At 70.5% G+C, this 25,019-nt stretch carries 21 protein-coding genes, 1 pseudogene and 1 riboswitch; of the genes and pseudogenes, 5 read left to right on the top strand and 17 right to left on the bottom strand.

The genetic code is table 11. The features are described 5' to 3' along the window. Window positions 1-87: 87 nt before the first annotated feature. From AC0699_RS27055 to AC0699_RS26995, 13 genes are all read right to left on the bottom strand, one after another. Window positions 88-1,422, bottom strand: coding sequence for a class I SAM-dependent methyltransferase (locus AC0699_RS27055; protein ID WP_478665033.1), 1,335 nt, complete (start codon window positions 1,420-1,422; stop codon window positions 88-90). Between the two features lie 218 nt (window positions 1,423-1,640). Next, the gene (locus AC0699_RS27050; protein WP_478665030.1) at window positions 1,641-3,020 is read right to left on the bottom strand and encodes an NAD(P)/FAD-dependent oxidoreductase; all 1,380 of its coding nucleotides are present in this window, start codon (window positions 3,018-3,020) and stop codon (window positions 1,641-1,643) included. A 392-nt stretch (window positions 3,021-3,412) separates the two neighbouring features. After that, window positions 3,413-4,327 carry a Ppx/GppA phosphatase family protein gene (locus AC0699_RS27045; RefSeq protein WP_478665029.1) on the bottom strand — a complete coding sequence of 305 codons (915 nt, stop codon included), beginning with the start codon at window positions 4,325-4,327 and terminating at the stop codon, window positions 3,413-3,415. Further along, a complete protein-coding gene (locus AC0699_RS27040; RefSeq protein ID WP_478665028.1) occupies window positions 4,324-4,923 on the bottom strand; it encodes a DUF501 domain-containing protein in 600 nt (199 codons plus the stop codon). The genes AC0699_RS27045 and AC0699_RS27040 overlap by 4 nt, the downstream gene beginning before the upstream one ends. 75 nt (window positions 4,924-4,998) lie before the next feature. Beyond that, window positions 4,999-5,472, bottom strand: coding sequence for an FtsB family cell division protein (locus tag AC0699_RS27035; protein WP_478665025.1), 474 nt, complete (start codon window positions 5,470-5,472; stop codon window positions 4,999-5,001). A gap of 155 nt (window positions 5,473-5,627) precedes the next feature. Continuing rightward, the gene (gene eno / locus AC0699_RS27030; RefSeq protein ID WP_478665022.1) at window positions 5,628-6,908 is read right to left on the bottom strand and encodes a phosphopyruvate hydratase; all 1,281 of its coding nucleotides are present in this window, start codon (window positions 6,906-6,908) and stop codon (window positions 5,628-5,630) included. A gap of 417 nt (window positions 6,909-7,325) precedes the next feature. After that, a complete protein-coding gene (locus AC0699_RS27025; RefSeq protein ID WP_478665020.1) occupies window positions 7,326-7,988 on the bottom strand; it encodes a transglycosylase family protein in 663 nt (220 codons plus the stop codon). A gap of 3 nt (window positions 7,989-7,991) precedes the next feature. Then, window positions 7,992-8,156: riboswitch (cyclic di-AMP (ydaO/yuaA leader) on the bottom strand. 257 nt (window positions 8,157-8,413) lie between these two features. Continuing rightward, on the bottom strand, window positions 8,414-9,370 hold the full coding sequence (locus AC0699_RS27020; RefSeq protein ID WP_478665017.1) for a transglycosylase family protein: 957 nt from the start codon (window positions 9,368-9,370) through the stop codon (window positions 8,414-8,416). A 162-nt stretch (window positions 9,371-9,532) separates the two neighbouring features. Next, complete coding sequence (locus AC0699_RS27015) at window positions 9,533-10,792, bottom strand: cytochrome P450 family protein (protein ID WP_478665014.1); 1,260 nt, start codon at window positions 10,790-10,792, stop codon at window positions 9,533-9,535. Window positions 10,793-10,857: 65 nt separating this feature from the next. After that, window positions 10,858-11,856 carry a nucleoside triphosphate pyrophosphohydrolase gene (locus AC0699_RS27010; RefSeq protein WP_478665012.1) on the bottom strand — a complete coding sequence of 333 codons (999 nt, stop codon included), beginning with the start codon at window positions 11,854-11,856 and terminating at the stop codon, window positions 10,858-10,860. Window positions 11,857-11,886: 30 nt separating this feature from the next. After that, window positions 11,887-12,540: a SurA N-terminal domain-containing protein gene (locus AC0699_RS27005; protein ID WP_478665009.1), complete on the bottom strand. Its 654-nt coding sequence runs from the start codon at window positions 12,538-12,540 to the stop codon at window positions 11,887-11,889. Between the two features lie 85 nt (window positions 12,541-12,625). Then, window positions 12,626-13,066 carry a GtrA family protein gene (locus tag AC0699_RS27000; protein WP_478665006.1) on the bottom strand — a complete coding sequence of 147 codons (441 nt, stop codon included), beginning with the start codon at window positions 13,064-13,066 and terminating at the stop codon, window positions 12,626-12,628. Beyond that, window positions 13,063-14,043: a glycosyltransferase family 2 protein gene (locus AC0699_RS26995; RefSeq protein WP_478665004.1), complete on the bottom strand. Its 981-nt coding sequence runs from the start codon at window positions 14,041-14,043 to the stop codon at window positions 13,063-13,065. Before AC0699_RS26995 ends, AC0699_RS27000 begins: the two co-directional genes overlap by 4 nt. A gap of 126 nt (window positions 14,044-14,169) precedes the next feature. On the opposite strand from AC0699_RS26995, the gene AC0699_RS26990 reads away from it, so the two are divergent. Together AC0699_RS26990 and AC0699_RS26985 are read left to right on the top strand one after the other, a co-directional pair. Continuing rightward, window positions 14,170-16,716, top strand: coding sequence for a YfhO family protein (locus AC0699_RS26990; RefSeq protein WP_478665002.1), 2,547 nt, complete (start codon window positions 14,170-14,172; stop codon window positions 16,714-16,716). Window positions 16,717-16,725: 9 nt separating this feature from the next. Continuing rightward, window positions 16,726-17,619 (top strand): class I SAM-dependent methyltransferase, encoded by an 894-nt coding sequence (locus tag AC0699_RS26985; RefSeq protein WP_478665000.1) that lies wholly within the window; start codon window positions 16,726-16,728, stop codon window positions 17,617-17,619. Window positions 17,620-17,746: 127 nt separating this feature from the next. On the opposite strand, the gene AC0699_RS26980 is transcribed toward AC0699_RS26985, so the two are convergent. From AC0699_RS26980 to AC0699_RS26970, 3 genes are all read right to left on the bottom strand, one after another. Then, complete coding sequence (locus tag AC0699_RS26980; protein WP_478664996.1) at window positions 17,747-19,270, bottom strand: protein kinase domain-containing protein; 1,524 nt, start codon at window positions 19,268-19,270, stop codon at window positions 17,747-17,749. After that, a complete protein-coding gene (locus AC0699_RS26975) occupies window positions 19,267-19,917 on the bottom strand; it encodes a hypothetical protein (protein ID WP_478664993.1) in 651 nt (216 codons plus the stop codon). Before AC0699_RS26975 ends, AC0699_RS26980 begins: the two co-directional genes overlap by 4 nt. Before the next feature lie 128 nt (window positions 19,918-20,045). Continuing rightward, complete coding sequence (locus AC0699_RS26970; protein ID WP_478664991.1) at window positions 20,046-22,079, bottom strand: N-6 DNA methylase; 2,034 nt, start codon at window positions 22,077-22,079, stop codon at window positions 20,046-20,048. A gap of 177 nt (window positions 22,080-22,256) precedes the next feature. On the opposite strand from AC0699_RS26970, the gene AC0699_RS26965 reads away from it, so the two are divergent. The 3 genes and pseudogenes from AC0699_RS26965 to AC0699_RS26955 all read left to right on the top strand — a co-directional run. Continuing rightward, on the top strand, window positions 22,257-22,970 hold the full coding sequence (locus AC0699_RS26965) for a hypothetical protein (RefSeq protein WP_478664987.1): 714 nt from the start codon (window positions 22,257-22,259) through the stop codon (window positions 22,968-22,970). Between the two features lie 226 nt (window positions 22,971-23,196). Beyond that, on the top strand, window positions 23,197-23,643 hold the full coding sequence (locus tag AC0699_RS26960; RefSeq protein ID WP_478664984.1) for a lamin tail domain-containing protein: 447 nt from the start codon (window positions 23,197-23,199) through the stop codon (window positions 23,641-23,643). A 92-nt stretch (window positions 23,644-23,735) separates the two neighbouring features. Continuing rightward, window positions 23,736-24,139, top strand: a pseudogene (locus AC0699_RS26955) (XRE family transcriptional regulator); the annotation flags it as partial. Between the two features lie 299 nt (window positions 24,140-24,438). Here the strand turns inward: AC0699_RS26955 and AC0699_RS26950 are convergent. Further along, window positions 24,439-25,014 (bottom strand): suppressor of fused domain protein, encoded by a 576-nt coding sequence (locus AC0699_RS26950; protein WP_478664981.1) that lies wholly within the window; start codon window positions 25,012-25,014, stop codon window positions 24,439-24,441. Window positions 25,015-25,019: the final 5 nt, after the last annotated feature.

Here is a 25,019-nt window from a genome sequence, read left to right as displayed (position 1 = left end):
ATGGCGCATTCATGACAATCCGGACGGCGGAAGGCGGGGTGCGCACCTGGTGTGCGCACCCCGCCCGGCCGGTCCGGCCCGAACGTATCAACGCCGGCCGGACTCACTCCACTTACGGGACCGCAGCTGCATCCCCGAGTCGCCCGACTCCGGCGTCCGCACCGCCAGGATCTGGTTGACCCCGATCCGGTTGCGCTCGAAGGCGAGCGCCGACGCCGCCATGTAGAGCCGCCAGATACGCGCACGGCCCGGTGAGGTGCGGCGTACCGCCCCCTTCCAGTCCGCCTCCAGATTCGCCACCCAGGTGCGCAGCGTGCGGGCGTAGTGCTCGCGGATCGACTCGACGTCCCGGGCCTCGAAGCCGGCCTCCTCCAGGATCGAGACGGTCCTGCCCAGCGGCGCCAGCTCCCCGTCCGGGAAGACGTACGCGTCGATGAAGTCGTCCACCTGGTACGCCGCTTCGTCCGCCTCGGGGCGGCGCGCGATCTGGTGGTTCAGCAGCCGGCCGCCCGGCACCAGGAGCGCGTACAGGACGTCGGCGTACTCCCGGTAGCGGACGGAGCCGACGTGTTCGGCCATGCCGATGGACGAGATCGCGTCGAACGGGGCGTCCCTGACGTCCCGGTAGTCCTGGACGCGGATCTCGATCCGGTCGGTCAGGCCCTCCTCCGCGATCCGCTTACGGGCGTACGCCGCCTGTTCGCGCGAGAGCGTGATACCGGTGACCTGGGCGCCGTACTCCCTTGCCGCGTGGATGGCCATCGAGCCCCAGCCGCAGCCCACGTCCAGCAGCCGGTCCCCCTCCTTGAGCGCCAGCTTGCGGCAGACCAGGTCGAGCTTGTCGCGCTGGGCGTCCGCGAGACTGCCGCCGTCCTCCCAGTACGCGCACGAGTAGACCATCGAGGGGCCGAGCACCTGCTCGTAGAAGTCGTTGCCCACGTCGTAGTGGTGACTGATCGCCTGCCGGTCGCGCACCTTGGTGTGCAGCGGGCCGCGGCGCTTGCGTACCTCCTCGGCGGGCGGGGGCGGCGGGAGCCAGACGCGGGGGCCCGCCAGCCGCAGCAGCTCCCGGGCGGCCTCACGCAGCTGTGGGTCGCGCAGCGACTGTGCCAGCCGGGCGGCCTCCGGCCGCGAGCCTCCCGTGGCGTGTTCCGTACGTTCCCAGATCAGGCCCGCGAGCCGGCCGAGGGCTTCGTACAGATCCCCTTCGACGTCGATCTCCCCGGCGACCCAGCTGCGGGCCAGGCCGAGTTCACCCGGTTTCCACAGCAGCCTGCGCAGGGCGCGGCGGTGCCGGATGACGAGGACGGGAGCGTCGGGAGGCCCCGATTCACTTCCGTCCCAGGCGCGGATACGGACCGGGAGCGGTGCTCCCGTGAGTTCCTCGGCGAGAGTGGTGAGCCGCGAAGCGGCATCGGCCATGGCGCACACCTCCGTGATGTCTGTTACCGGAAATGCCCAACACCACGTAAACACCGTCGGCGCGAAGATGCAGTCCCCTGAGCGCGCAAATGGACGGCAAAACAGATTCTTTCGCCATCTTTCTCGCCGTCCGGGCACTCCGAAGGGCGTCCGGGTACCCCGAAGGGGCCGTCCGCACCACGGATGGCGGACGGCCCCTTCGGGGTACTACAGCGGAGTCAGGAAGCCTTGGCCTTCTCCGGGGTGGCCTTGGCCGCCGCCGGGGCCGGCTTCGCGGCCTCGTAGAACTCCTCGCGCGGCGACTCGATCGCGCCGAGCGAGACGACCTCGCGCTTGAGGAACATCGCGAGCGTCCAGTCGGCGAAGACACGGATCTTGCGGTTCCAGGTCGGCATGGCCATACCGTGGTAGCTGCGGTGCATGTACCAGGCGAGCCGGCCCTTGAGCTTGATCTTCATCTTGCCCATGACGATCATCGCGACGCCCTTGTGCAGGCCGAGACCGGCGACCGCACCCTTGTTGGCGTGGCTGTACTCCTTCTGCGGGAAGCCCCGCATACCGGAGATGACGTTGTCGCCGAGGACCTTCGACTGGCGCAGCGCGTGCTGGGCGTTCGGCGGGCACCAGGCGTTCTCGACACCGGCGCGGCGCGAGGCCATGTCCGGGACCTGGGCGTTGTCGCCGGCGGCCCAGATGTAGTCGGTGCCCTGGACCTGGAGGGTCGCCTGGGTGTCCACGTGGCCGCGGGGGCCGAGCGGCAGACCGTAGCGGGACAGCGCCGGGTTCGGCTTCACACCGGCGGTCCACACGATGGTGTTGGAGTCGACCTCCAGGCCGTTCTTCAGCACCACGTGGCCGTCGACGCAGGAGTCCATGGAGGTGTTGAGGTAGATCTCGATACCCCGGCCCTCGAGGTGCTCCTTGCCGTACTTGCCGAGCTTCGGGCCGACTTCGGGAAGGATCTTGTCGGCGGCGTCGACGAGGACGAAGCGCATGTCCTCGCGCTTGATGCTCTTGTAGTACTTGACCGCGTCGCGGGCCAGGTCCTCGACCTCACCGATGGTCTCCGCGCCGGCGAAGCCGCCGCCCACGAAGACGAAGGTCAGCGCCTTGCGGCGGACCTCCTCGTCGGTCGTCGAGTCGGCCTTGTCGAGCTGCTCGAGGACGTGGTTGCGCAGGCCGATGGCCTCCTCGATGCCCTTCATACCGATGCCCTGCTCGGCGAGGCCGGGTATCGGGAAGGTGCGGGAGACCGCGCCGAGCGCGATGACCAGGTAGTCGAAGGGCAGCTCGTAGGCCTCGCCGACGAGCGGCGAGACCGTGGCGACCTTGCGGTCCTGATCGATGGTGGTGACCCGGCCGGTGAGTACCTCGGCCTTGGGCAGCACGCGTCGCAGCGGGACGACGACGTGCCGCGGCGAGATGCTGCCGGCGGCTGCTTCGGGAAGGAAGGGCTGGTAAGTCATGTACGACCGCGGGTCGACGACCGTGACGGTCGCCTCCCCGTACCGCATCTTCTTCAGAATGCGACGAGCTGCGTACAGGCCTACGTACCCACCGCCTACTACGAGGATCCTGGGACGCTCCGTGGTGCTCATGCCATCGAGTATCCACCCCCCTCGGAGGGGTCGCTCGTGAGCCCCTTCACAAGCACTTGCCGACCCTCTGCTACACTCCGCCGCCCACGTGACCGAGGTCATGGCGAGGTCAGGGAACCACGATGTATCGGGGAACGTTGCCGAGGCCTTCTGAGCTGGCCCCACGGCCGGATCCGGAAGGTGAACCGGTCCCCTGCTTCATGTGGACGCAACGCGGCGGGAACGTGCCGGACTGCGGGCGGACGAGCCGAGTTGGGCACAAAAAGAGGCCCGGAGGGCCGTCTGAAGGCACTTTCGACGGTCGACCGGGCCCTTTTCCTTGTGAAGAACTTCACGAAGTTTCTCGCGGACCACGCCCCAGGGGGCCGGAACAGGCCCCCCGGGGCCCCCTCTCAGGCGATCGAGAAGGCGATCCCGTCAAGGATGTCGTGCTCCGAGACCACGACCTCCGGGACGCCGGTGCGCTCCATGATCTCCAGCAGCACCAGCGTTCCGGCGGTGATGACGTCCACCCTGCCGGGGTGCATCACGGGGATCGCGGCACGCTCGTCGTGCGTGGAGCGGAGCAGCCGCTCGGTGACCTCGGCGACCTGGGCGCGGGACATCCGGGAGTGGTGGATGGCCTGGGAGTCGTACGCGGTGTGCTCGTGCACGATCCCGGCGACGGTGGTCACCGTGCCGGCCAGGCCGACCAGGGTGCTCGCCTCGCGGATCGGGACGGTCTCCTCGGCGAGGTCGAGCGCGGCCGCGATGTCCGCGCGTACGGCGGCGATCTCCTCCGGCGTCGGCGGATCGTGCCGGATGTGCCGCTCGGTGAGCCGCACGCAGCCGATGTCCACCGATCGCGCGGCCTCGACGTGCTCGTGACCGATGACGAACTCGGTCGAACCGCCGCCGATGTCCACGACCAGGCGCTCCTCGTGGCCCGGCAGCTCCATGGTGGCGCCGACGAAGGAGAACTCGGCCTCCTCGTCCCCGCTGATCACCTCGGGCTCGACGCCCAGGATGCCGACGACGCCACGGACGAAGTCCTCGCGGTTCTCGGCGTCGCGGGAGGCGGAGGTGGCGACGAAGCGGACCTTCTCCGCGCCGTGCGCCTTGATGATCTCCGCGTAGTCACGGCAGGCGGCAAAGGTGCGCTCCAGCGCCTCGGGCGCGAGGCGGCCGGTGCGGTCGACGCCCTGGCCGAGCCGGACGATGGTCATCCGCCGGTCGAGCTCGGTCAGTTCACCGGTTGCCCGGTCGACGTCGGCGATGAGGAGACGGATCGAGTTCGTGCCGCAGTCGACGGCGGCGACGCGGGTCACTGGGCGTCCTCCCCGGTGCCGGTTCCGGTGCCGGTTCCGGTGGCACCGGCGTCACCGGAACCGGGCCCGGTCATGGCCTCCGTGACGGGGCTGACGCACGGGCCCTTCGCCCACCACTCCGGCAGCATCGCGATCGCCTCGTCGCCGAGCGGGTTCACCCCGGGCCCCGCCGCGAGCGAGTGGCCGACGAGGACGTGCAGGCACTTCACCCGGTCCGGCATACCGCCCGCGCTCGGGAAGCCCTTCAGCTCCTCGATCGCGTCCCGGCGGACGATGTAGTCCTCGTGCGCCGCGCGGTAGGCCGCCGCCAGTTCGGGGTCGGTCTGCAGCCGCTCGGTCATCTCCTTCATGACGCCGTTCGCCTCCAGCGTGCCGATGGCCGAGGCCGCACGCGGGCAGGTCAGGTAGTACAGCGTCGGGAAGGGCGTACCGTCCTCCAGCCGCGGGGCCGTCTCGACCACGTCCGGCTGGCCGCACGGGCAGCGGTGGGCGATCGCCCGCAGACCGCGCGGCGGGCGGCCGAGCTGGTCCTTGAACGCGGCGATGTCCGCCTCGGTGGGCGGGGTGTGCTCAGTGGTCGGCGGGGGCGTTTCCATGTATACGTACGTCTCTTCGTCTGTCTCGTCTGTTGCGGCTGTTGCGTCGTTGAGTTCGTGGCCTCGGCCGTACGGTCAGCGGGGCGCGTCGGCGCGGTCGACGCCGTCCCAGACGTTCGAGTACCAGGGGTGGTCCGCTTCGCCCTCCTCGGGGCGCCGCTCCTGGCCGGCCCGGGGGTCGATCACGATGAAGCCGGTCTCGCCCGGCATGACCATGTGCAGATGCTCGCGGGCCAGCTTCATGATGTGCGCGTCGTCCTGGAGCCGCGCCTTCTCGTCGCGCAGCTCCTCGACCCGTTCGCGGGCCTCGGCCGCGAGCCTCTCCTGCTCGGCGATCTCGTTCTGCTGCGACACGTACTGCCGCATCGGATACGCGAGCGCGACGATCATCGTGCAGACCACCAGCGCGAGGAAGGCCGCCCGGCCGGTCAGCCGGGAGCGGCGGGCCTGCCGGCGGTTCTGCGAGCGGTAGACACGGGCGGCGGTCTGCTCGCCGAGCAGCCGCAGCCGGGTCGCGGTGGAGAACCGGTCCCGGTCCTTCCCGGCCATCGCTCGCCTCCCCTATTACTTACGGCTGTTGCTCACGGCTGTTACTTACGGCTATGGCTTACGGCCTCGCGGTTACGTCCCCTGACGTACGTACGTCCCCGGACACGGTACGGGACCGCGGCCGGGGACGTACGGAGGCTGGTGCTTTACGCCGGTCAGCCCTTGAAGCGGGGGAAGGCGCTGCGGCCCGCGTACACCGCCGCGTCGTCGAGGATCTCCTCGATGCGCAGCAGCTGGTTGTACTTGGCGACGCGCTCGGAGCGGGCCGGGGCGCCGGTCTTGATCTGGCCGCAGTTGGTGGCGACGGCCAGGTCGGCGATCGTGACGTCCTCGGTCTCACCGGAGCGGTGGGACATCATGCACTTGAAGCCGTTGCGCTGGGCCAGCTCGACGGCGTCCAGGGTCTCGGTCAGCGAACCGATCTGGTTGACCTTGACGAGCAGGGCGTTGGCGGTGCCCTCCTCGATGCCGCGGGCGAGGCGCTCGGGGTTGGTGACGAACAGGTCGTCGCCGACCAGCTGCACCTTGGAGCCGAGCTTGTCGGTGATGACCTTCCAGCCGGCCCAGTCGTCCTCGAAGAGCGGGTCCTCGATGGAGACCAGCGGGTACGCGGCGACGAGCTCCTCGTAGTACTCGGTCATCTCGGCGGCCGAGCGGGACTTGCCCTCGAACTCGTACTTGCCGTCCTTGTAGAACTCGGAGGCGGCGACGTCGAGCGCGAGCGCGATGTCCTTGCCGGGCGCGTAGCCGGCCTGCTTGACGGCCTCGAGGATGAGGTCGAGGGCCTCACGGTTGGAGCCCAGGTTGGGGGCGAAGCCGCCCTCGTCGCCGAGGCCGGTGGACAGGCCCTTTTCCTTCAGGACCTTCTTGAGGGTGTGGTAGACCTCGGTGCCCCAGCGCAGTGCCTCGGAGAAGGACTCCGCGCCGATCGGGGCGATCATGAACTCCTGGATGTCCACGTTGGAGTCGGCGTGCGAGCCGCCGTTCAGGATGTTCATCATCGGCACCGGGAGCAGGTGCGCGTTGGGGCCGCCCAGGTAGCGGAAGAGCGGAAGGTCGGAGGCCTCGGAAGCGGCGTGCGCGACGGCGAGGGAGACACCGAGGATGGCGTTGGCGCCGAGGGAGGACTTGTCCGGGGTGGCGTCCAGGTCGAACATCGCCTGGTCGATCAGACGCTGCTCGGTGGCGTCGTACCCGACGAGCTCCGGGCCGATCTGCTCGATGACGGCGAGGACGGCCTTCTCGACACCCTTGCCCTGGTAACGGTTCTGGTCACCGTCGCGGAGCTCGAGGGCCTCGAACGCACCGGTGGACGCACCGGACGGGACGGCAGCACGGCCGGTGCTGCCGTCGTCGAGGCCGACCTCGACCTCGACCGTGGGGTTGCCTCGGGAGTCCAGGATTTCCCGGGCTACGACGACGTCGATGGACGGCACGAGCATCTCCTTCTGGGATGTGACGCTGAATGTGACGTATGCGAAGCAGGTGCAGCGCAGGTCAGTGCAGGGTCGCTTTGGCCTTGCGACACGAGCCTATCCGGCTCGCGGGCATCGGCCAGCCGGTGCCCGCCCCATGGGACGAAAAAGGGCACGAAACAGACAGAAACCCCGGCTGGGGGCACCTCCCGTGCCCGCAGGGCTACGGGGGAGCGTACGGGGGAAGGCGCGCCGGGCCGGGGAGCGGGGGGACGCGGGCGGGGAGCGGGGGGACGGGGGTGTGTACGACCGGTGGTCCGCCGGGTCCACCGGGCTACGGGTGCCCGTGGGGGACTACGGAGTCCGTCGGGGACCAGGGAAGCGCCCGGTCCGGGCCGGGGGAGTCCCGGACCGGGGCTGGTCCGCGGAACCGGGTCGTCAGCTCAGGTGGAGCTTCTGGCCCGGGTGAATGACGTCCGCGTCGGTGATGACGTCCTTGTTCAGGTCGAACAGCTTCTTCCAGCCGCCCTCGACCTTCTTGGCCTCGGCGATCGCGCTGAGGGTGTCGCCGGCCTTGACCGTGTACTCGCCGTCGCCCTTCTTGAAGACCTTCGCGGGGGCCGGGGCGGCGGAGCGCTCGGAGCGGGTGGTCGGGGCCTCGGCGCGCTTCGGGGCGGGAGTCTCGGCCTTCGGGGCGGCCGGGGCGGCACCGGTGTAGGCGGCATTGGACAGGCCCACGCCGCAGTTCGGCCAGGCACCCTTGCCCTGGCCCGCCAGGACCTTCTCGGCGATCTCGATCTGCTGGGCCTTCGACGCCTGGTCGGCGGTGGCGGCGTAGGCGGTGCCGCCGTACGCGGCCCAGGTGGAGGCCGAGAACTGCAGGCCGCCGTAGAAGCCGTTGCCGGTGTTGATGGACCAGTTGCCGCCGGACTCGCACTGGGCGACGGTGTCCCACTCGGAGGCGGTGGCGGCGGACGCGGTGCCGGTGGCGATCAGCGGAGCGGCGATCGCGGCACCGGTGACACCGGCGAGCGAGGCGATGCGGGCGGACCGACGGAAGACGGTCGGGCGACGGTGCTTGCCCTTGCCGGAAAGCAGCATGGAGTTTCCCCTCACCGACGCCTACGAGGTGAGCTGTCGGGTTCGGGCCAAGTGAGTTGCCCGGCCACGCGACTTGCGCGCGGCTTCACCCCAAGCCGTTCCCTCCCTCATCGGGCCGGTCCGGCACTTACCTGGGTCCCCCGCTCCTGCCTTCGGCGCTTGCGCGTCGACTGTTCCCGTCGGCCGCCGGCAGGATTCGGCGTGCGGTCGTCGGGGCCCGCGATGGCGAGCGGTTCAGACCGTAAACGCACTTCTCCCCGATGTTCAAAGACGAACATCGGGGAGAAAACACGCTTATTTGACTCGCAGAGATGTCCGTTTTTGCAGGTGAGAGGCGTGATGACCGGAGTTGACCGACAAGACACACCAGTTGACCGGAAGAGACTCATGTCTCACTTACACAGAACCGGACATAAGATGTCGAACTACTTCTTCAACTGCCCCTGATCCAGACCCAGATCGAGGCTCTGGCCAGGCAGGATGAGGTCGGCGTCGGAGCCGACGACCCCCCGGTTCGCCTCGTAGAGCGCGGGCCAGCCGCCGGGCACCTTTTCCGCGTCCGCGATCGACGACAGGCTGTCGCCGGGGAGGACGGTGTACTCATCTCCCGTAGCGGCACCCTCTCGTGCCGATCCGTCACCTCGTGAGGCATGACGACCAGATTCGCGCTCATCGCCCGAATTGTCCATCTCGTCCTCGTTGTCGGCGGGGGCGCCACGGTGCTTGCCGGACCCCTCGTCCTTGCCCGCGTCGGCGGCGGCGTCACCGTCGCCCGCCGCGTCGGAGTCCTTGCCGGAACCGCTCGCGGAGCCGGCCGGGGCGGACGGCGCGGCAGTCGGGGTGGACGGCTTGGCACCCGGGGCGGACGAAGCCGGGGCTGAAGGCTTGGCATCGGCGTCGGCGTCCGGCTCCGGCGCCACGTCCGCCCCGTCACCGAACGACGGGCTCTCGGCGCCGCCGCCCTGTGCGGCGGGAGTGGAAGCGGCGCCGCTCCCGGGCTCGGCACCGTCCTGCACGAGACCGGCGATCTCCGAGCAGTTCGGCCAGGCCGCCGGTCCCTGGGCGGCGAACACCATCTCGGCGACCGACACCTGCTGGGCACGGCTGGCGAGGTCGGCGCGCGGCGCGTACGCCGTGCCGCCGTAGGCCTCCCAGGTCTCCTGGGTGAGCTGCAGGCCGCCGTAGTAGCCGTTGCCGAGGTCGGCGCTCCACATGCCGCCGCTCTCGCAGTCGGCGACGCGGTTCCAGGTGGCGGAGTCGGCGGCGGAGGCGGAGCCCGCGCCGAGCAGCGGGATGGCGATGGCCGATCCGGTCACCCCTGCCGCGACGATGAGAGCGGGGGCCTGACGGGGTCGGCGGTGTCGACCGTTCCCGGAGCGCATGCGGTGTGCCTTCCGTGTGACAACAGAAAACTCCTGAGTCCGCCGAGTCGGTTGAATCAGCGAAGACCCCGAGTCGGGGTGAACGTAGCCGCACTCGCGCGTCAGTCACAAGTCGATGCAGCGGAGATCACGTAAAAGTCACAGTCATGACGGAGCGTCAGTTCAGTGGAGGCTCCGCGGGGGCGTGAACTCAACGGGCAGAGTGCGCAATCCACGCATAATGAGACCTCCGCGCCACCGCAATTCGGAAGGATCGACCGCAAGCCGCAAGTCGGGCAGTCGTGTCAGCAGCGTCGCGAGCGCGGTCTGCCCCTCCAGGCGCGCCAGCGGCGCGCCGAGGCAGTAGTGGATGCCGTGTCCGTACCCGAGGTGCTGATTGTCCCGGCGCCCCAGATCGAGCGTGTCGGCATCGGGGAACCGGTCGGGGTCACGGTCGGCGGAGGCGAGGACGACGAGGACGGGGTCGCCCGCGGCGATGTGCTGCCCGCCGAGCGTGAGCGGTTCGGTCGCGAACCGCCAGGTGGCGAGCTCGACGGGCCCGTCGTACCGGAGCAGCTCCTCGACCCCGGTGGCGAGCAGCCCGCTCTCGCCGGCCGCGAGGGAAGCCTGGAGGCGGTGGCGCTGCTCCGGGTTACGAAGCAGGGCATACACGCCGTTGCCGATCAGATTGACGGTGGTCTCGAACCCGGCGAAGAGGAGGATGAAGGCCATGGCGGCGGCCTCGTTCTCGGTGAGGTGCTCGCCGTGGTCGGACGCCTTGATGAGCCCCGAGATCAGATCGTCCGCCCCTTCTTGCCGCAGGCCTTCGCGTTTGCGGTGAATCAGCTCGGCCAGATAGCCGCGCATCTTCTTCACCGACCGGGCGACCCCGCCCCGCGGCCCGCCGCCATGACGGATCATCATCCCCGCCCAGTCACGGAAGTCGTCCTGGTCCTCGCGCGGGACGCCGAGCATGTCGCAGATGGCGTAGATGGGGAGCGGGAACGCGAACTCGTGGATGAGGTCCGCCTCCCCCCGTGCGGCGAATCCGTCGATGAGACGGTCCGTCAGCTCCTGTACGCGCGGGGCGAATTCGGCGACCCGGCGCGGGGTGAACGCCTTCGACACGAGGCGGCGCAGCCGGGTGTGGTCGGGCGGATCGATGTTCAGCAGATGCGTCATCAGCTCCGCCTTGCGCTCACCCGGGATCCCCGTCTTTCCCTTCGCGTGCGCCGGCTCGTCATGATGCGCGGGATTCTTGCTGAGCCGCTGATCCGCGAGCGCCTGCCGCGCGTCCGCGTACCGGGTCACGAGCCACGCCTCGACGCCGCTGGGGAGGGCGGTCCTGTGTACGGGGGCGTGCTCGCGGAGCCAGGCGTAGGCGGGGTAGGGGTCAGTGGCGAACTCCCAGGTGAAGAGTTCGGGGGCGGGTGTATTGCTCACGCCTCGACGTTATCCGGACCGTCCGGGTTCCGGCCGGGGGCCTTCCTGGCGCCACAGAAGCGGGTTCACTCGGCCGGCTTGGCCTCCGCCGCCAGGATCGCGTCCCGGTAGGCGCGGGCCGCGGCCCGCAGCGCGGCCTCCGGGTCGTGGCCCTCGGCCTCGGCCCGTACGGCCATGGCCAGCAGTTCGTAGCCGATGCCGTGGTCACCGGCGGCGGACGGCAGCTCGACGTCCAGACCGGCCGTCCGCACGCGTGAGGCGAGCTTCGCCGCGAGCGCCAGCCCGGGCTGGCCCAGCGGGATGCCGTCCGTCACCGAGTCGCGCTGCTTCTCGATGGCCTTCGTGCGGAGCCAGTGCTCCTTGACGTCCTCCGGGGTCTCGGCGTGGGCGTCGCCGAAGACGTGCGGGTGGCGGTGGATGAGCTTGTCGACGATCGTGCCGGCCACGTCGTCGATCGAGAACGGCTCGTCCCCGTCCTCGGCGCGGCCCTCCTGTGCGATGCGAGCGTGGAAGACGACCTGGAGCAGTACGTCGCCGAGCTCCTCGCGCAGCTCGTCGCGGTCTCCGTCCTCGATGGCCTCGACGAGTTCGTAGGCCTCCTCGATGCCGTACTTGGCGAGGCCCTTGTGGGTCTGCTGCGAGGACCACGGGCACTCGCGGCGGATCCGGTCCATGACCTGGACGAGGTCGAGGAGACGGGCGCCCGGCAGGTCGTAGGAGCCGGGGAGCAGCTCCAGATCGGGCATCCGGACGCGGCCGGATCCGGCCATCCGGGCCAGGCCGTCGGTGAGGGGCTGGTCGCCCTCGCCGGACGGCAGGACCACGACGGTCCGGCCGCCGGCGGCCGCGTCCACCAGTTCCTGGGCGGCCGGCGCGGCGATCTCGACGTCGACGCCCGCCTCACGCAGATACGGCAGCTGCGGATTGCCGGGGTCCGCGCACAGCACCCGGTCCGCGGCGCGCAGCGTCTGCCAGGCCGGCCAGGACAGCAGTCCGGGCGCGACGCGGTGGCTGGCGGTGAGCAGGACGATACGGCCGGGCTCGACGGGGGCTTCAGCGTTCACCCCTCGACCCTACGTCCCCGGGGGAGCCGGTCAGGCCCCGGCCTGGACCGCCTGCGGCTCCTTGGTGACCTGGGTGATCCACGGGGCCTTGTAGTCGCCGAGCTGGATCTTCGTGTCGTCCCAGGTGCCGTAGCGGGGGTTCACATCGATGTCGAGGCCCTTCGACGCCTCGGTGAGCGCGGCGCCGACCTTCTGCTGTCCCTGCGGGCTGCCGAGGTCGGCCCCGAGGGCCTGGGCGAGCTTGGTCAGCAGGACCTCCTCGCGGACGGCCTGGTCGATCTGGCCGGGGGCGACACCGCGCTGCTGGAGCAGCATCGCGGCGAGCTGCTCCTCACCGCCGGACTGCTGCACCGCGGCCGCCCGCGCCTCCTGGATCTCCTTGCGGGAGACGGTGACGCCCGCCTCGTCCGCGGCGTGCTCCAGGATCCGGTCGAGGATCATGCCGTGCAGCTTGGCGCGGCTCAGCTGCCCCGTGTTCTTGATCAGCTGCCCGGACTCGGGCGACGCCTGCTGAGCCGTCCGTACGTCCTTGACCTCGGACTGGAGCGCCGACACCTCGATCCGGTCACCGCCGACGACGGCCGCGGCGCCTGGATGTGCCTCGTTGCCACAGGCGGCGAGCAGGGGGCCCGCGGCGACGAGCGCGGCGGAGAGGGCGAGCGCGGTGCGACGGCGGCGGTGCAAAGGGGCCTCCCGGCGTGGTGATTGTGACGCGGCGCACAAAGACCTTGCGATGATCGATGGTAGGCAGTCGGCGTGGCGCAGGCCACTACTTCGAAGCCACTGATTCGGTCAACGACCCGCCGGCCGGTTCGGGTGCGCCGGCCAGGCGGCGACCGGGCTCGGGCCGGAGCATGATCGTGCGGGACACCACGAAGGTGATCGGAATGGCCGCGGCGGCCGCGATCAGCGGGGCGTAGCGGCTCCCGAAGTGGAGAACGTCGACCAGCAGATACACACCGCAGGTCGTGATCACGAAGTTCGCGGCGTTGGTGAGCGGGAAGAGCAGGAACTTCCGCCAGGTCGGACGGGTCCGGTACGTGAAGTACGAGTTGAGGAAGAACGAGCCGACCATGCTGAACAGGAACGCCAGGACGTGTGCCGCGACGTACGGCATCCAGGGCAGAAGCAGCAGGTAGCAGCCGTAGTACGTCGCGGTGTTGACCACGCCGACCAGGGCGAACCGGAACATCTGCGCCTGGATCGTCATCGGCGTACGAGCTCCCCCTGCTCTTCTCCCGCGCTGCGCCGCGGCTGCTGCCGCGGCAGTCCGGCGTTGGTCGCCGCCACCAGATAGTGCGGGCGGCGCTTCACCTCGTAGTAGATACGGCCGACGTACTCACCGACCACGCCGAGCATCACCATCTGGACGCCGGCGAGAGCGACCACTGCCACGAGAAGTGTGACATAGCCGGGGGTATCCACCCCGTTCACCAGGGCGACACCGACGATCCAGATCGCATACGCCATGGCGACGGACAGCAGCAGCAGCCCCAGATAGAGGGCGGCCCGCAGCGGTTTGTTGTTGAAGGAGAGCAGCCCGTCGAGACCGTAGTTGAGCAGCTTGCCGAAGCTCCATTTGGAGCGGCCCTGCTCACGCACCGCATTTTCGTACTCGAAGGTCGTCGTACGGAATCCGACCCAGGCGAAGAGGCCTTTGGAGAAGCGGTTGTACTCGGTCAGTCCGAGGATGGCGTCCACGGCGCGGCGGGACAGCAGCCGGAAGTCACCGACGCCGTCGACGAGTTCCACATCCACCAGCTTGTTGATGAGCCAGTAGTAGGCGCGCGCCGTGACGGTACGGGTGACCCGGTCGCCCTTTCGGGTGCGGCGGGCGATGACCTGGTCGAATCCCTCCTCGTGCAGGCGCAGCATGCGGTGCACCAGCTCGGGCGGATGCTGGAGATCGGCGTCCATGATGACCACGGCGTCACCGCCGGCGTGCTGCAGTCCGGCCAGCATCGCGGCCTCCTTGCCGAAGTTACGGCTGAAGGAGACATAGCGGGTACGGGAGTCGGCCGCGGCGATCTGCTCGAGGAGAGCGAGCGTACGGTCCTGGCTTCCGTCGTCCACATAGACCAGTTCGAATTCCTGGCCGAGCAGAACGAGTTCCTTGGTCACATGCTCATGGAAGCGGTTGATGATCTCCTCTTCGTTGAAGCACGGGACAACAATCGAGATCAGCACGGAAGAACAACAACCGACGTGAATGTCGGGGGCGGATTCCGCACATGGCGGGCAGGCGACCATTGCGTGAACTGGCCTCATGGTGACTCGTATTCGCGATCCATGGCCTGGCATATTCGAGGAACCATGCCGACCTTGGACAACACCGCACCGGCCGTGGACAACACCGCATCGGACGCGCGCACCGCGCGGGCCACCGCAGACGGCGACGCCACGGGCCCGGGCACCGCGGACCCGGACACCACCCGGGACGCCCCCGCCCTCCGCGGCCGCGCCACCGCGCTCGCCTCCCTGCTCACCATCGTGGCCGTGTGCGCCGGTGACGCCGTCGCCCGGAGCTTCCCGTTCGGAACGAAGACACGCAGCGTCAACGACCTGGGGAATCAGTTCGTCCCGTTCCATGCCCATCTGTGGGACCTGCTGCACGGCCGCGCCGGGGGCGGGCTGCTGCTCAACTGGCTGTCCGGGTACGGCACGAGCTTCCTCCCCGACCTCGGGACGTATCTGACCAGCCCGTTCGCCGTGCTCGTCGGGCTCTTTCCGCGCGAGGACATCGATCTCGCGGTGTACGTGATCACCGTGCTGAAGATGGCCGCCGCGGCGGCCGCGATGACCTGGCTGCTGCTCACCCTTCGCCGCGGCGGTGACCGCTGGTGGATGGCGGGGGTGCTCGGCGCCTCGTACGCGCTCTGCGGCTGGTCCGTCATCGAGGCCTCGTACAACCCGATGTGGCTGGACGGGCTGATCGCCTTCCCGCTGCTCTGCCTGGTCGGCGAGTGGGCTCGTACGCGGCAGCGTCCCGTCCTCGGCGCACTGATCGTCGCCGTGGCCTGGACCGCGAACTTCTACACCGCATACATGGCGACCCTCGGCGCCGCGCTGGTGCTGGTGCTGCGGCTGGTCCTGGACGAGAACGAGACGACGGTACGGGACCGGATACGGGTGGTGACACGAGCCGCCGGGACCACCCTGCTCGGTGTCGCGCTCGCGACGCCCGTGCTGCTCCCGGTCTTCCTCGGCTCGAAGCACGCCCACCCCGGCGTGATCCGCACTTTCGCGCCCGCCGGGTGGACCGATGTGTTCGCCCGCACGCTCCCGGCGACCTACACCTTCTCCACTCCGGCCCTCTTCCTCGGCACGGGCACGTTGCTGCTCGCCTGCGCCCTGGTCTTCCACCGGGGCGCGCCGCGGCGCGAGCGCCGGTGGTGGACCGGGCTGGCGGTGGCCGTCGCGCTGTCGATGCAGTGGGGGCCCACCCATCTGGCCTGGCACATCTTCGCCACGCCCAACGGCAGTCCGTACCGGCAGTCCTTCGTCCTCGCCGGCGTTCTCGTGATCGCGGCATGGGTGTGCGTGGCGCACGCGTGGCCGGGCCGGCGGGCACTGCTCGGCGGCACCGGGGTCCTCGCGGTGATCGCGCTCCGCGCGGCGCCCAGTGATGTGGTCACCGGATGGACGTACCCGCTGTTCGCACTCGGCCTCGCCGGGGCGGCGGGCGGGCTGATGCTGGCACGGTCCAAGGGCCGCCGGTACGTCGTGCCCGCGGCGCTGCTGCTCGCCGCGGCCCTGGTCGGACAGGCGGCGGCAACCATCGCGTACACCGACCGGCAGCGCCTCGGCCGGCTCGACGACTATCCGGCGTGGAGCGCGGCCCACGACGCACGCGCCGCCACGGTGGCCCGGGCCGACGGCTGGCCCGCGTACCGGACGGACCCAGGGCGCGAGCAGATCACCGGCAACGACCCGATGCTGATGGGCGGCGAGGGAGGCGCGTACTACAGCAGCCACACCCCTGCCGTGCTCACCCGCACGATGGCCGCGCTCGGAGCCGGCTGGACCTCACGCGGCCGCAACGTACAGAGCCTGGACAACCCGGTCACCGACGCGGTCTTCTCGGTGGGCGCGCGGGTCCGCACGGCGCCCGGCGCGCGGCCGGGGGTCACCCGGGCCGAGGTGCCGCCGCTGGTGACGGTGCGTCCGCGGGGACCCGAGCCGCGCTACGGCGACTCGCCGTTCCGCAACCAGGAGCTGCTGCTCGGCGCCGCGGTGTACGGAGACCCCGTCGGCGGTGTCTGCCCGGCCGGCGCCGAGGTCTTCCTGTGGGCGCCCGACTACCGGGGTACGGCACGGCTCGGCGACGGAAAGCCGGTCAGGTTCACCGGCGGACTGCCCAAGCGGCGTGCCCCGATGACCTCGCTCGGCACGTCGGGCGGACCGGAGTCCCGGATCACCTTCGGCGCGAAGGAGCCGCGCGACTGGAGCGCGGGCTGTCTGGACCGCGGCAGGCTGGCGGCCGCCGTGGCCCAGCTGAAGTCCACCGGGGCGGTGTCCGTCGAGGTCACCGACAGCGGCGTACGCGCGCAGCTGCCGCCCGGCTCCACCGGCACGGCCGTCCTCGCCGCGCCCCGGATCGCCGGCTGGAGCTGCAACGGGAAGCCGGCCGGTCGGCACCTCGGACTGGTCGCCGTCCCCCTCGACGGGACGACCGACACCGTCGACTGCTCGTTCCGTACCCCAGGGCTGCGGGCCGGTGCGGCGACCGGCGGGGCCGCCCTTCTCGTACTGGTGACGGTCGCTCTGCTGCCCGCCGCACGCACACGTCAACGGAAGGCCACCAAGACTTCACCCGCACAGCATCCGCCGGTGGCCCCCGGAGCAGGAGACGCGGCGTAATCTCCCGCCATGCCCTCCCTCCTGAGCAACCGGCTGGCGAAGCGGGTGCTGCGTCCGGCGTTCACGCTGGTGGAGCAGCGCCTGGAGCGCGCCACCACGGCCCTGCAGGCCGACCTCGACGCCCTCCACCACGAAGTGGCCGACCTGCGGCGTCAGAGCTACGGACTCGGGCTGCTGCTCGACCACTCCGGGCGGGACGGCCACCGGATGCCCACCGCGACCCAGCTGGACACGCTGGTGCGCGAGGTGACCACGGTGACCGAAGCATCCGGTGATCACGCCCGGCGCGATCTCACCGTCGCCTACCGGACGGTGGTCGCGCTGGAGGCCCTCGGCGTCGGCCGGATCGCGGGCTCCACCTCCGATGTGTGCGGCAAGCTGGCGACCGTTCCGCTGCTGGCCCCGCCGAACGAGAACGTGCTGGAGATCGGAACCCAGCACGGGCTGTTCGCGACGGCGCTGCTGCGCATGCTGCACCGCGCGGGCGTCGAGCCCCGGCTGACGATCGTCGACCCGCTGGCGGGCGTCGCCGTGCCGGCAGGGGCTCCGGTCCCGGTGCGCGAGGACGTCGTACGCGCCAACCTGGCGCTGTGCGGCAGCCGTTCCGGTGCCGAGGCCCGGATCCAGCGGGGCGCTTCCGGCGACCAGGAGGTGCGGGCCGCGGTCTCCGACGTCCGCTACGGAGTGATCGTTCTGGCCGGTGACCCGTCCGTGCAGGGGGTCCTCCGCGATCTGGAGTGGGCCGAGGAACTCGCCGCTGAGGGCGCGGTCGTCATCCTCGACGGCCATGGCGACGACACTCGTCCGGGTGTAAGTGAGGCCCTGGGGAAGCGCCTCGCGAACGGCTCCCGGCTGAAGCTCATGGGGCTCGTCGCGGGCACGGCGTTCCTGCGGGCGGGCTGAGCCGGGGACTTTCGCCCCCGTACCCCGGACCCCGTACGGCCTTCGGCCGCGCCTCAACGCCGGACAGGCCCAACATGAGCCTCGGCGGCGTTCGAGGCGCGGGTGTTCGGGGGCGGAGCCCCCGAAGTCAGCCCGGGCGGAACTGGCGCTGCCGGTCCAGGGAGCGCCGCAGCTCGACGGGCAGCGGATGGCCGGGGCCGTACAGGCGCTCCGTGTCGTGGAGCAGGCTCTGCAGCTGCTGGTGTCCTGCCGTGTGATCGCCCGCCGCGAGCAGCAGATGACCGATGCGATGCCGGATCTCGAAGGCGCGGCCCTGGTCGGCGCCCGACGACTGCGGGTTCTCGAAGTACGGCTGGAGCGCGCGGTACTCGGCGAGCGCGGCCGCCGTCTCGCCGAGCTGCTCCAGGCACTGTGCCGCGTCGTAGCGGAACTGGAGCGTCTGCGGATCGCCCATGCCCGCCTCGGCCGCCCGGTCGTCGGCCAGCCTGCGCAGCTCGGGCAGGGCACGCCGGTACTGGCCGTCGTCCATCAGCGTCGTCGCGTACTGCTTGCGCAGGATCCTGACCACCGGTGAGTGCTCGCCGTGCTCGGCGGCGGCCGCCGGGAGAATGCCGCCCAGGATGTCCACGGCCCGGGTGATGCTGCCCTCGCCGAGGAGACGCTTGACCTCGTCGACCGCGGCGGCGACGTCCGGGCGGCCGGCCACCGGGGCCGCCACTCGGGGGTCCGGGGGCGGGCTGGTGACCCGGTCGGGCCAGGGCGCGTGCGGGCGCAGGAAGGGACGGGTGGGGTCGAGCGGTCCGGACGGCATCCCGCGCGCGGGCAGCAGCGGGGCGAGGGCCTCGTACACCTCCTGCGCGCCCGACGGGCGGTGCTGCGGATCCTTGGCGAGCAGCCGCAGCACCAGCGCTTCCAGCTGCTCGGGAACCTCGGGCCGTAGCCGGCGGACCGGGACGGGCGGCTCGTACAGATGGCGGTGGAGCACGCCGAGCGCGGTGGAACCGGCGAACGGCACGTTGCCACTGAGCAGTTCGTGCAGCAGCACACCGAGGGCGTACAGGTCCGTGTACGGGCCGACGGCGCCGCCCATCGCCTGCTCGGGGGCCATGTAGGCCGGGCTGCCGATCGGGGAGCCGGTGTGGGTGAGCCGGGTGGTGTCGGTGTCGATCACGGACGCGACGCCGAGGTCGAGGACGGTGACCGTGCCGTCGGGCTTCACCATCACGTTGCGCGGCTTGAGGTCGCGGTGGACGATCGGCACGGCGTGCACGGCGGCGAGCACCGCGCACAGCTGGGCGGCGACGGAGACGGCCCACGGCCAGGGGTACGGGTCGTGCTCGGCGAGATGGTCCGCGAGGTCCGCGCCCTCGACGTACTGCATGACGAGGTACAGGTCGTCGTTGTCGCTGCCCGCGTCGTGGACCGTGACCAGGCCGGGGTGGGCGACCTGGGCGGTGACCCGGCACTCGCGCACGAAACGCCGGCGCATCTCGTCGGCGGCCGTGGCCGGTGCCATGTGGTCGGGCCGGAGCAGCTTGACGGCGACACGGCGGTCGAGGCGTCCGTCGTACGCCGTCCAGACCTGGCCCATGCCGCCCTGGCCGATGACCGTGGACAGCTCGTACCGCCCGGCGATGATCCGTCCGGTCACCGGAGGTGCTCCCCGCGGTCGTTGCGCAGGTACTCACTCAGCTCGTCGAGCTCGGCGCGGACCTGGTCGATGCGGGGCTGGTGCGGCTGGGGCCGGGGCGAGTGGGCCTGCTGCGGCTGCTGCTCGGGCGGCTGGGCCTGGTGTGGCTGGGGCGAGTGGGCCCGCTGCGGCTGCGGGGGCTGCACCGGCTGTGGTGGGTAGCCGTACCCCGGCGCGGGTGCGGGCGGGGGCGTGGGCATGGGTGCGGGCGACGCGTGCGGCGGACCGTAGTGCGCGACCGGCGGTACGGGCGGCATCGGCGCGACCGGCATCGCGTACGGACGCTGGTGGAAGTGGATGTCGACGATCAGGTAGTAGACGGTCACGACGACCATCTGCACCAGCAGCCCCGCCATGCCGACGTTCGATATCCAGTGGTCCGCGAAGTGCTGCTCCAGGGTGGCCAGGCAGCCGATGTTCAGCACCAGCTGGCCCCAGAACAAGGCCCAGTCCCGGCCCCTGCGCCGCATGATCGCGATGCGCAGCATGGCCACCCAGGCGAGAAATCCGAGCGTCAGCACGATCAGGATGCAGATGATCACGCGCACGGCGATCACGCCCGCCGACACGGCGGGGCGCGGTGGCGTCATCGGCGCATGACCGTGCATGGGTCACTCCTGAGAGGCGTACGGAATCGAGCAGTTGGCTCAGTTGGCTCAATGGGTCAGAGCGTATACACCGACTCGGACACCCGGCTCAGGGTTGTGCACAACTGCTGTTGCGCTGATCACTCAGGTCACTCCGGCAGGACGGTCCCGTCCGCCAGCCCGTCGTACAGGCTCTGCGCCAGCTGTCCGCCGAGCCGGCCCGCGAGGCGGAGTGCGTCCTCGAACTCCGCGAGGGCACGGAAGCGTTCGCCGTACCGCTGCTGCTCGGCGAGGGGCAGCCGGGGCAGCTGGATGCGCCGTACGTCGAGCCGGGTCGCGGTGGAGGCGTAGCTGCTGGCCTGCCGGTTGTTCGCCGTGCCGCGCAGGAAGCCGGCCAGGAACCAGGGGTCGAGAGCCGCCTGGTCGGGCCGCAGCAGCTGAAGGTTGCGGCCGAGCGCCGCGCCGGCCGTCCCCGCGTCGACGACGCGTGCGACGGAACCGCCGCCCAGGATCGGGACGACGACATCGCCTTCCTCGGTGAGCACCGGTTCCTCGGCGGGCCCGTCCGGGAGCGTTCCGGACGGTGCGGCGCCCGCGATCACGTCGTGCTCGGTGAGGACGGGACCGCCGGAGGGCGAGGTGCCGGCGCCGCCGGTGCGCAGCTGAAGCGCCCCGGCGCGGGCGAGTTCGCCGACCGTGGTCAGGGTGCGGGCGCCGGGTCGCGCGGGCGCGGCGGGGGTGGCGGGCGGGGGTGTCAGCTCCATGGTGCGGCGCAGCGAGCCGTCCAGGCTCCGGCGCACGGCTTCCAGTTCGGCCGCCGAGCCGGCGGCGGCCGGGACGGACAGATGGCGGGCGGGGGCGAGGTCGACGTCGTCGTCGAGGAGTTCGATGACGGGTACGGCCCTGCTGACGCCGGGCTGTTCGGCCCGGTCCCGCCACGCGTCGAGCACGGCGCTCTGCACGGCGGGCCAGGGCAGCTTGTCGCGGCCGCCGTCCGGCACGAGCGAGGTGGTGTCGACGAACAGCAGCTCGGGGTCGGGGCGCTGGTCGGCGCCGGGCCTGCGGAGCACCCACAGGTGCAGCGGAATGCCGTAGGGGGGTGCGGCGCCCGCGGGCAGGGCGATCACCGCGCGCAGCGCCCCGCGGCGCAGCAGATCGGCGCGGATACGGCGCCCGGATCGGCGGGAGACGACAGCAGGGGGCATCAACAGGACGGCCGTGCCACCGGGGCGCAGACGGGCGAGGGCGTGCTGCACCCAGGCCAGTTCGGACTCGGTACGGGCCGGGAAGCCGTACTCCCAGCGAGGGTCGTAGCCGAGTTCGTCATGACCCCAGTTGCGCTCGTTGAACGGCGGGTGGCAGAGCACCGCGTCGGCGGTGAGTTCGGGGAAGGCGTCGGCGCGCAGGGTGTCGGCGGCGGCCGCGCGGATGTCGGCGTCACCGTGCAGGGCGAGGCGCAGGGCGGTGAGCGCGGCCAGCTCGGGGTCGGCGTCCTGGGCGTAGAGGGCGGCGGGGTGCTGTACGGCACGCAGCAGTCCCCCGGTGCCGGACGCCGGGTCGAGCACGATCCTGGCGGGGCAGTCCGCCGCGGCCAGGGCGGCCATGAGCTCGGCGGGCCCGGGCGGAGTGAGCGTGTACTGGCGGGGATTGGCGTCCAGATGCCGCCCGAGCAGGAACTCGAAGGCCTGGCGCGCGCCGAGCTCCGCGGCGAGTTCGGCAGCCCCGCGGATGAGCGGGACGGACGCGGCGAGCTCGACCGCCGGCGGCGTCGGCACGGCGCGCTGCGCGCCGAAGCGGGCGGCGAGCACCTGGTCCAGGGCGTGCGGCAGCATCTCGGCGAGCCGCTCGTCCGGGGCGGCGGCCAGCTCCAGCCAGGCCGTGGGCCTGTCCCGTACGAGGAGCAGCACATCCCCGGCGTGGACGAGCGCGGTGACGGCTCCCGCGGGGTGCGCGGAGAGCTGCTGCCAGACCCGTTCCCGGCGCGGCACTTCGGCGAGCTTGCCCTGCTCGCGCAGCCACTGCTCGACGTCCGCGAGCGCGAAGGACGGGCTGGTCTCCGTACCGCCCACGGGCTTGGGGAAGTCGGCATGCCTGCGCCGCCAGTTGCTGACGGCGGCACGGCCCACTCCCGCGAGCCGGGCGATACCGGCGGCGGTGACTTCTGCTTCGTGCTCGTCCGGCACCTGACCGTCTCCCCTCGTCCGCTGTGAAAGACGAGCATACCGAGCAGATTCAGCAGATCTATTCACAGCGTAAGCCGAATCAAAACTTGTGAAGCGTGTTGACTCGGTTCACAGCCTCTGCTGTCATTGACGCATCGGTTCACGCAGTCACCACAGCGCCCGGAAGGTGCCACATCCATGTCTCAGCCCATGCACGCCCCGCAGCAGAAGCGCAACTGGTTCGCCCGCCACAAGGTGCTCACCGGCCTCGGCGCGGTGGTCGCGGTGATCGCGATCGCCTCGGCGGCGGGCGGGGGCGGCGGCGACAGCGACTCGACCTCGGGGGCCTCGGCCGCCATGGACAGCAAGGGCAAGCAGCAGGCCGCCCAGCCGAAGGAAGAGAAGAAGAAGGCCGCCGCGATCGAGGGCGACGGCGACTTCGAGGTCGGCAAGGACATCAAGCCCGGCCTGTACCGGACCAGTGGCAACGACGACGGCATGTGCTACTGGGAGCGCGCCAAGGACTCCAAGGGCGAGGTGGACTCGATCCTCGCCAACGACAACGTCAGCGGGACGAGTTACGTGACCCTCAAGGCCACCGACAAGATCTTCAAGTCCACCGGCTGCAAGGACTGGGAGGCCGTCGACGAGAAGGCCAAGGGCAGCCCGAAGTCCGGGATGAAGGGCAACGGCGGCATGTTCAAGGTGGGCGTCGACATCGCCCCCGGCACGTACAAGTCCACGGGCAACACGGACGACATGTGCTACTGGGAGCGCTCGAAGGACGCCGCCCACAGCATGGACTCGATCCTGGCGAACGAGAACGCGAAGGGGACGGCGATCGTGAAGATCGGCGCGAGCGACGGGTTCTTCAAGACGACGGGCTGCCAGGACTGGACGAAGACCGGCTGACGCCGCACGGGGACATGGGCGGGCCGCACCGCCGGCACGACGCCGACGGTGCGGTCCGTTGCCCGCATCCGGGCAGGCAACAGATCAAGTCGCGCACCAGGGCGATCAAAAACGACCCCCTTTGACATCCCTTCAGACTCTCCCCACATTTCCTTCACACCCGGATGTACTCTCTCCGTCGTTCGGACTCCGTCGTTCGAGCACTGTTCAACTCTGGGGAGGGTCCTTGAAGCTCCGTTACGCCGCCTCGGCCGCCGCTGTGGCCGCTGTTGTCGCCGGTGGTCTGCTGACCGCCACTCCGGCCCAGGCCGCCGGTGGAGTGAGCATCTACCGCGTGTACTACAACTCGCCGGGCTCCGACACCGGATCGAACACGTCGCTGAACGGCGAGTGGGTGCAGCTCTACAACTCCAGCACGTCAGCGATCTCCATCCAGGGATGGAAGCTGCGCGACGTCACCGGCTACACGTACACCTTCAGCGGCAAGATCGGCGCGAAGTCCTACATCAAGGTCCACACCGGCAAGGGCTCCAACACGGCCGGGTACCGCTACTGGGGCCGGTCCTGGTACGTGTGGAACAACACCGGGGACACGGCGTATCTGCGGAAGTCCACAGGGGCGCTGGCCGACTCGTGCTCGTGGGGTTCGAGCGGCTCCTCCAAGTACTGCTGACGCTCTCCCGTTCCCGTTCCGGGCCGCGCCTCACTCCGGCCGGCCCGGTTGCGGTTCCCCGCCCTGGTTTCCCGTCGCGTCGTAGCCGTCAGCCGGCGTTCGTGGACGCCCTGCGCCGGAAGGCCGAATCGGGGTGCAGCGTGCGGTTCCTGCTGGGCGACCCTGATGGGGAGGTGACCCGGCAGCGCGAGACAATCGAGGACGTGGCGCTAAGTGTCTCCACACGAATCAGGATCACGCTGGAGAACCTCGACCGCCTTGGCCTCCTGGACGGCCTGGAGACCCGCCTGAGCAGCGCGGACGATGCCGTGAATCACGCCTCGTTGTCCGTGTTCCGCTTCGACCAGGACGCCCTCGTCACCCCGCACCTGGCGAGGCTCGTCGGTCACGACTCCCGTTGCTGCATCTGCGGCGACAGGGTGACGGCGGCATGTTCGACAGGTTCGCTGAGCACGCGGAGGAGCTGTGGAGCAGGGGCGTGCCCCGCACATCGTGAAGGCAGCGGCGCACTGGCAACCATGGGACCCGAGACAGGCGAAGAGTGAAGGCGAAGGGCCGCTACACCGTCTGCGCAACAAGGACAACGGCTGCTACTGGGAACGCGTGCAGGACGCGAGCCACAGCACGGACGCAATGCCGGCGAAACAACAACGGGTCGGGCGCGGCGATCGTGAAGATCTCGACCTCGGACGCCTGCTTCAAGACCACGGGCTGCGGCGACTGGACCAAGACCGGCTGACGCGAAACGGAAAGCGCCCCGCCGCGGAATTCCGCAGTGGGGCGCTTCCGGTCATCTCAGAGACGAATCTCCGGACGGTTCAGATCGAGAAGATCCGGGTCCTCCTGCACTAGCTTGCGCTCGAACGCCTCCCAGCCTTCTCGCTCGACGTAATGCGCCTCACGGTCGCCGATGGGGACCAACCACACGAGAGCGACATCCGACCCGTTCTCGATGACGACAGAACCGAAGTCGTCGTCGAAATAGACCGGGATCGCCGCGTAGAGGGCCGTCATGGTACCGCCGGGCGTCAGCGGCATCGGCAGGCGCAGGACGTCCCCGCGCAGTACCGCCTCACCGCCGGCCACCAGGCGCTCCGCGACGTACTCCAGCACGTCCGGGAACGGGCCCGGCTCGTCGTCGGACACGGGCCGGTTGCATCCCAGCAGTTCGAGATGCAGGTGGCGACCCGACGTACGCGACGTCAGAGGCGTCCGGTGCAGGCCGATCGTCGCGTACGACTGAACCCCCTCCAGGGTTCCGCCGGCGAAATACCCGACCTTGGGTGCCCCCTCCGGGGCACCTTCGCCCGGCGACCAGGCGCCGAGGAGCCTCCCGAGCCGCGACTCCATGTGGTTGATCAGTACAGCCACGACCC

It is taken from the genome of Streptomyces sp. NPDC043870 (assembly GCF_056435785.1).
This window is presented reverse-complemented; position numbering and strand designations above follow the sequence as displayed.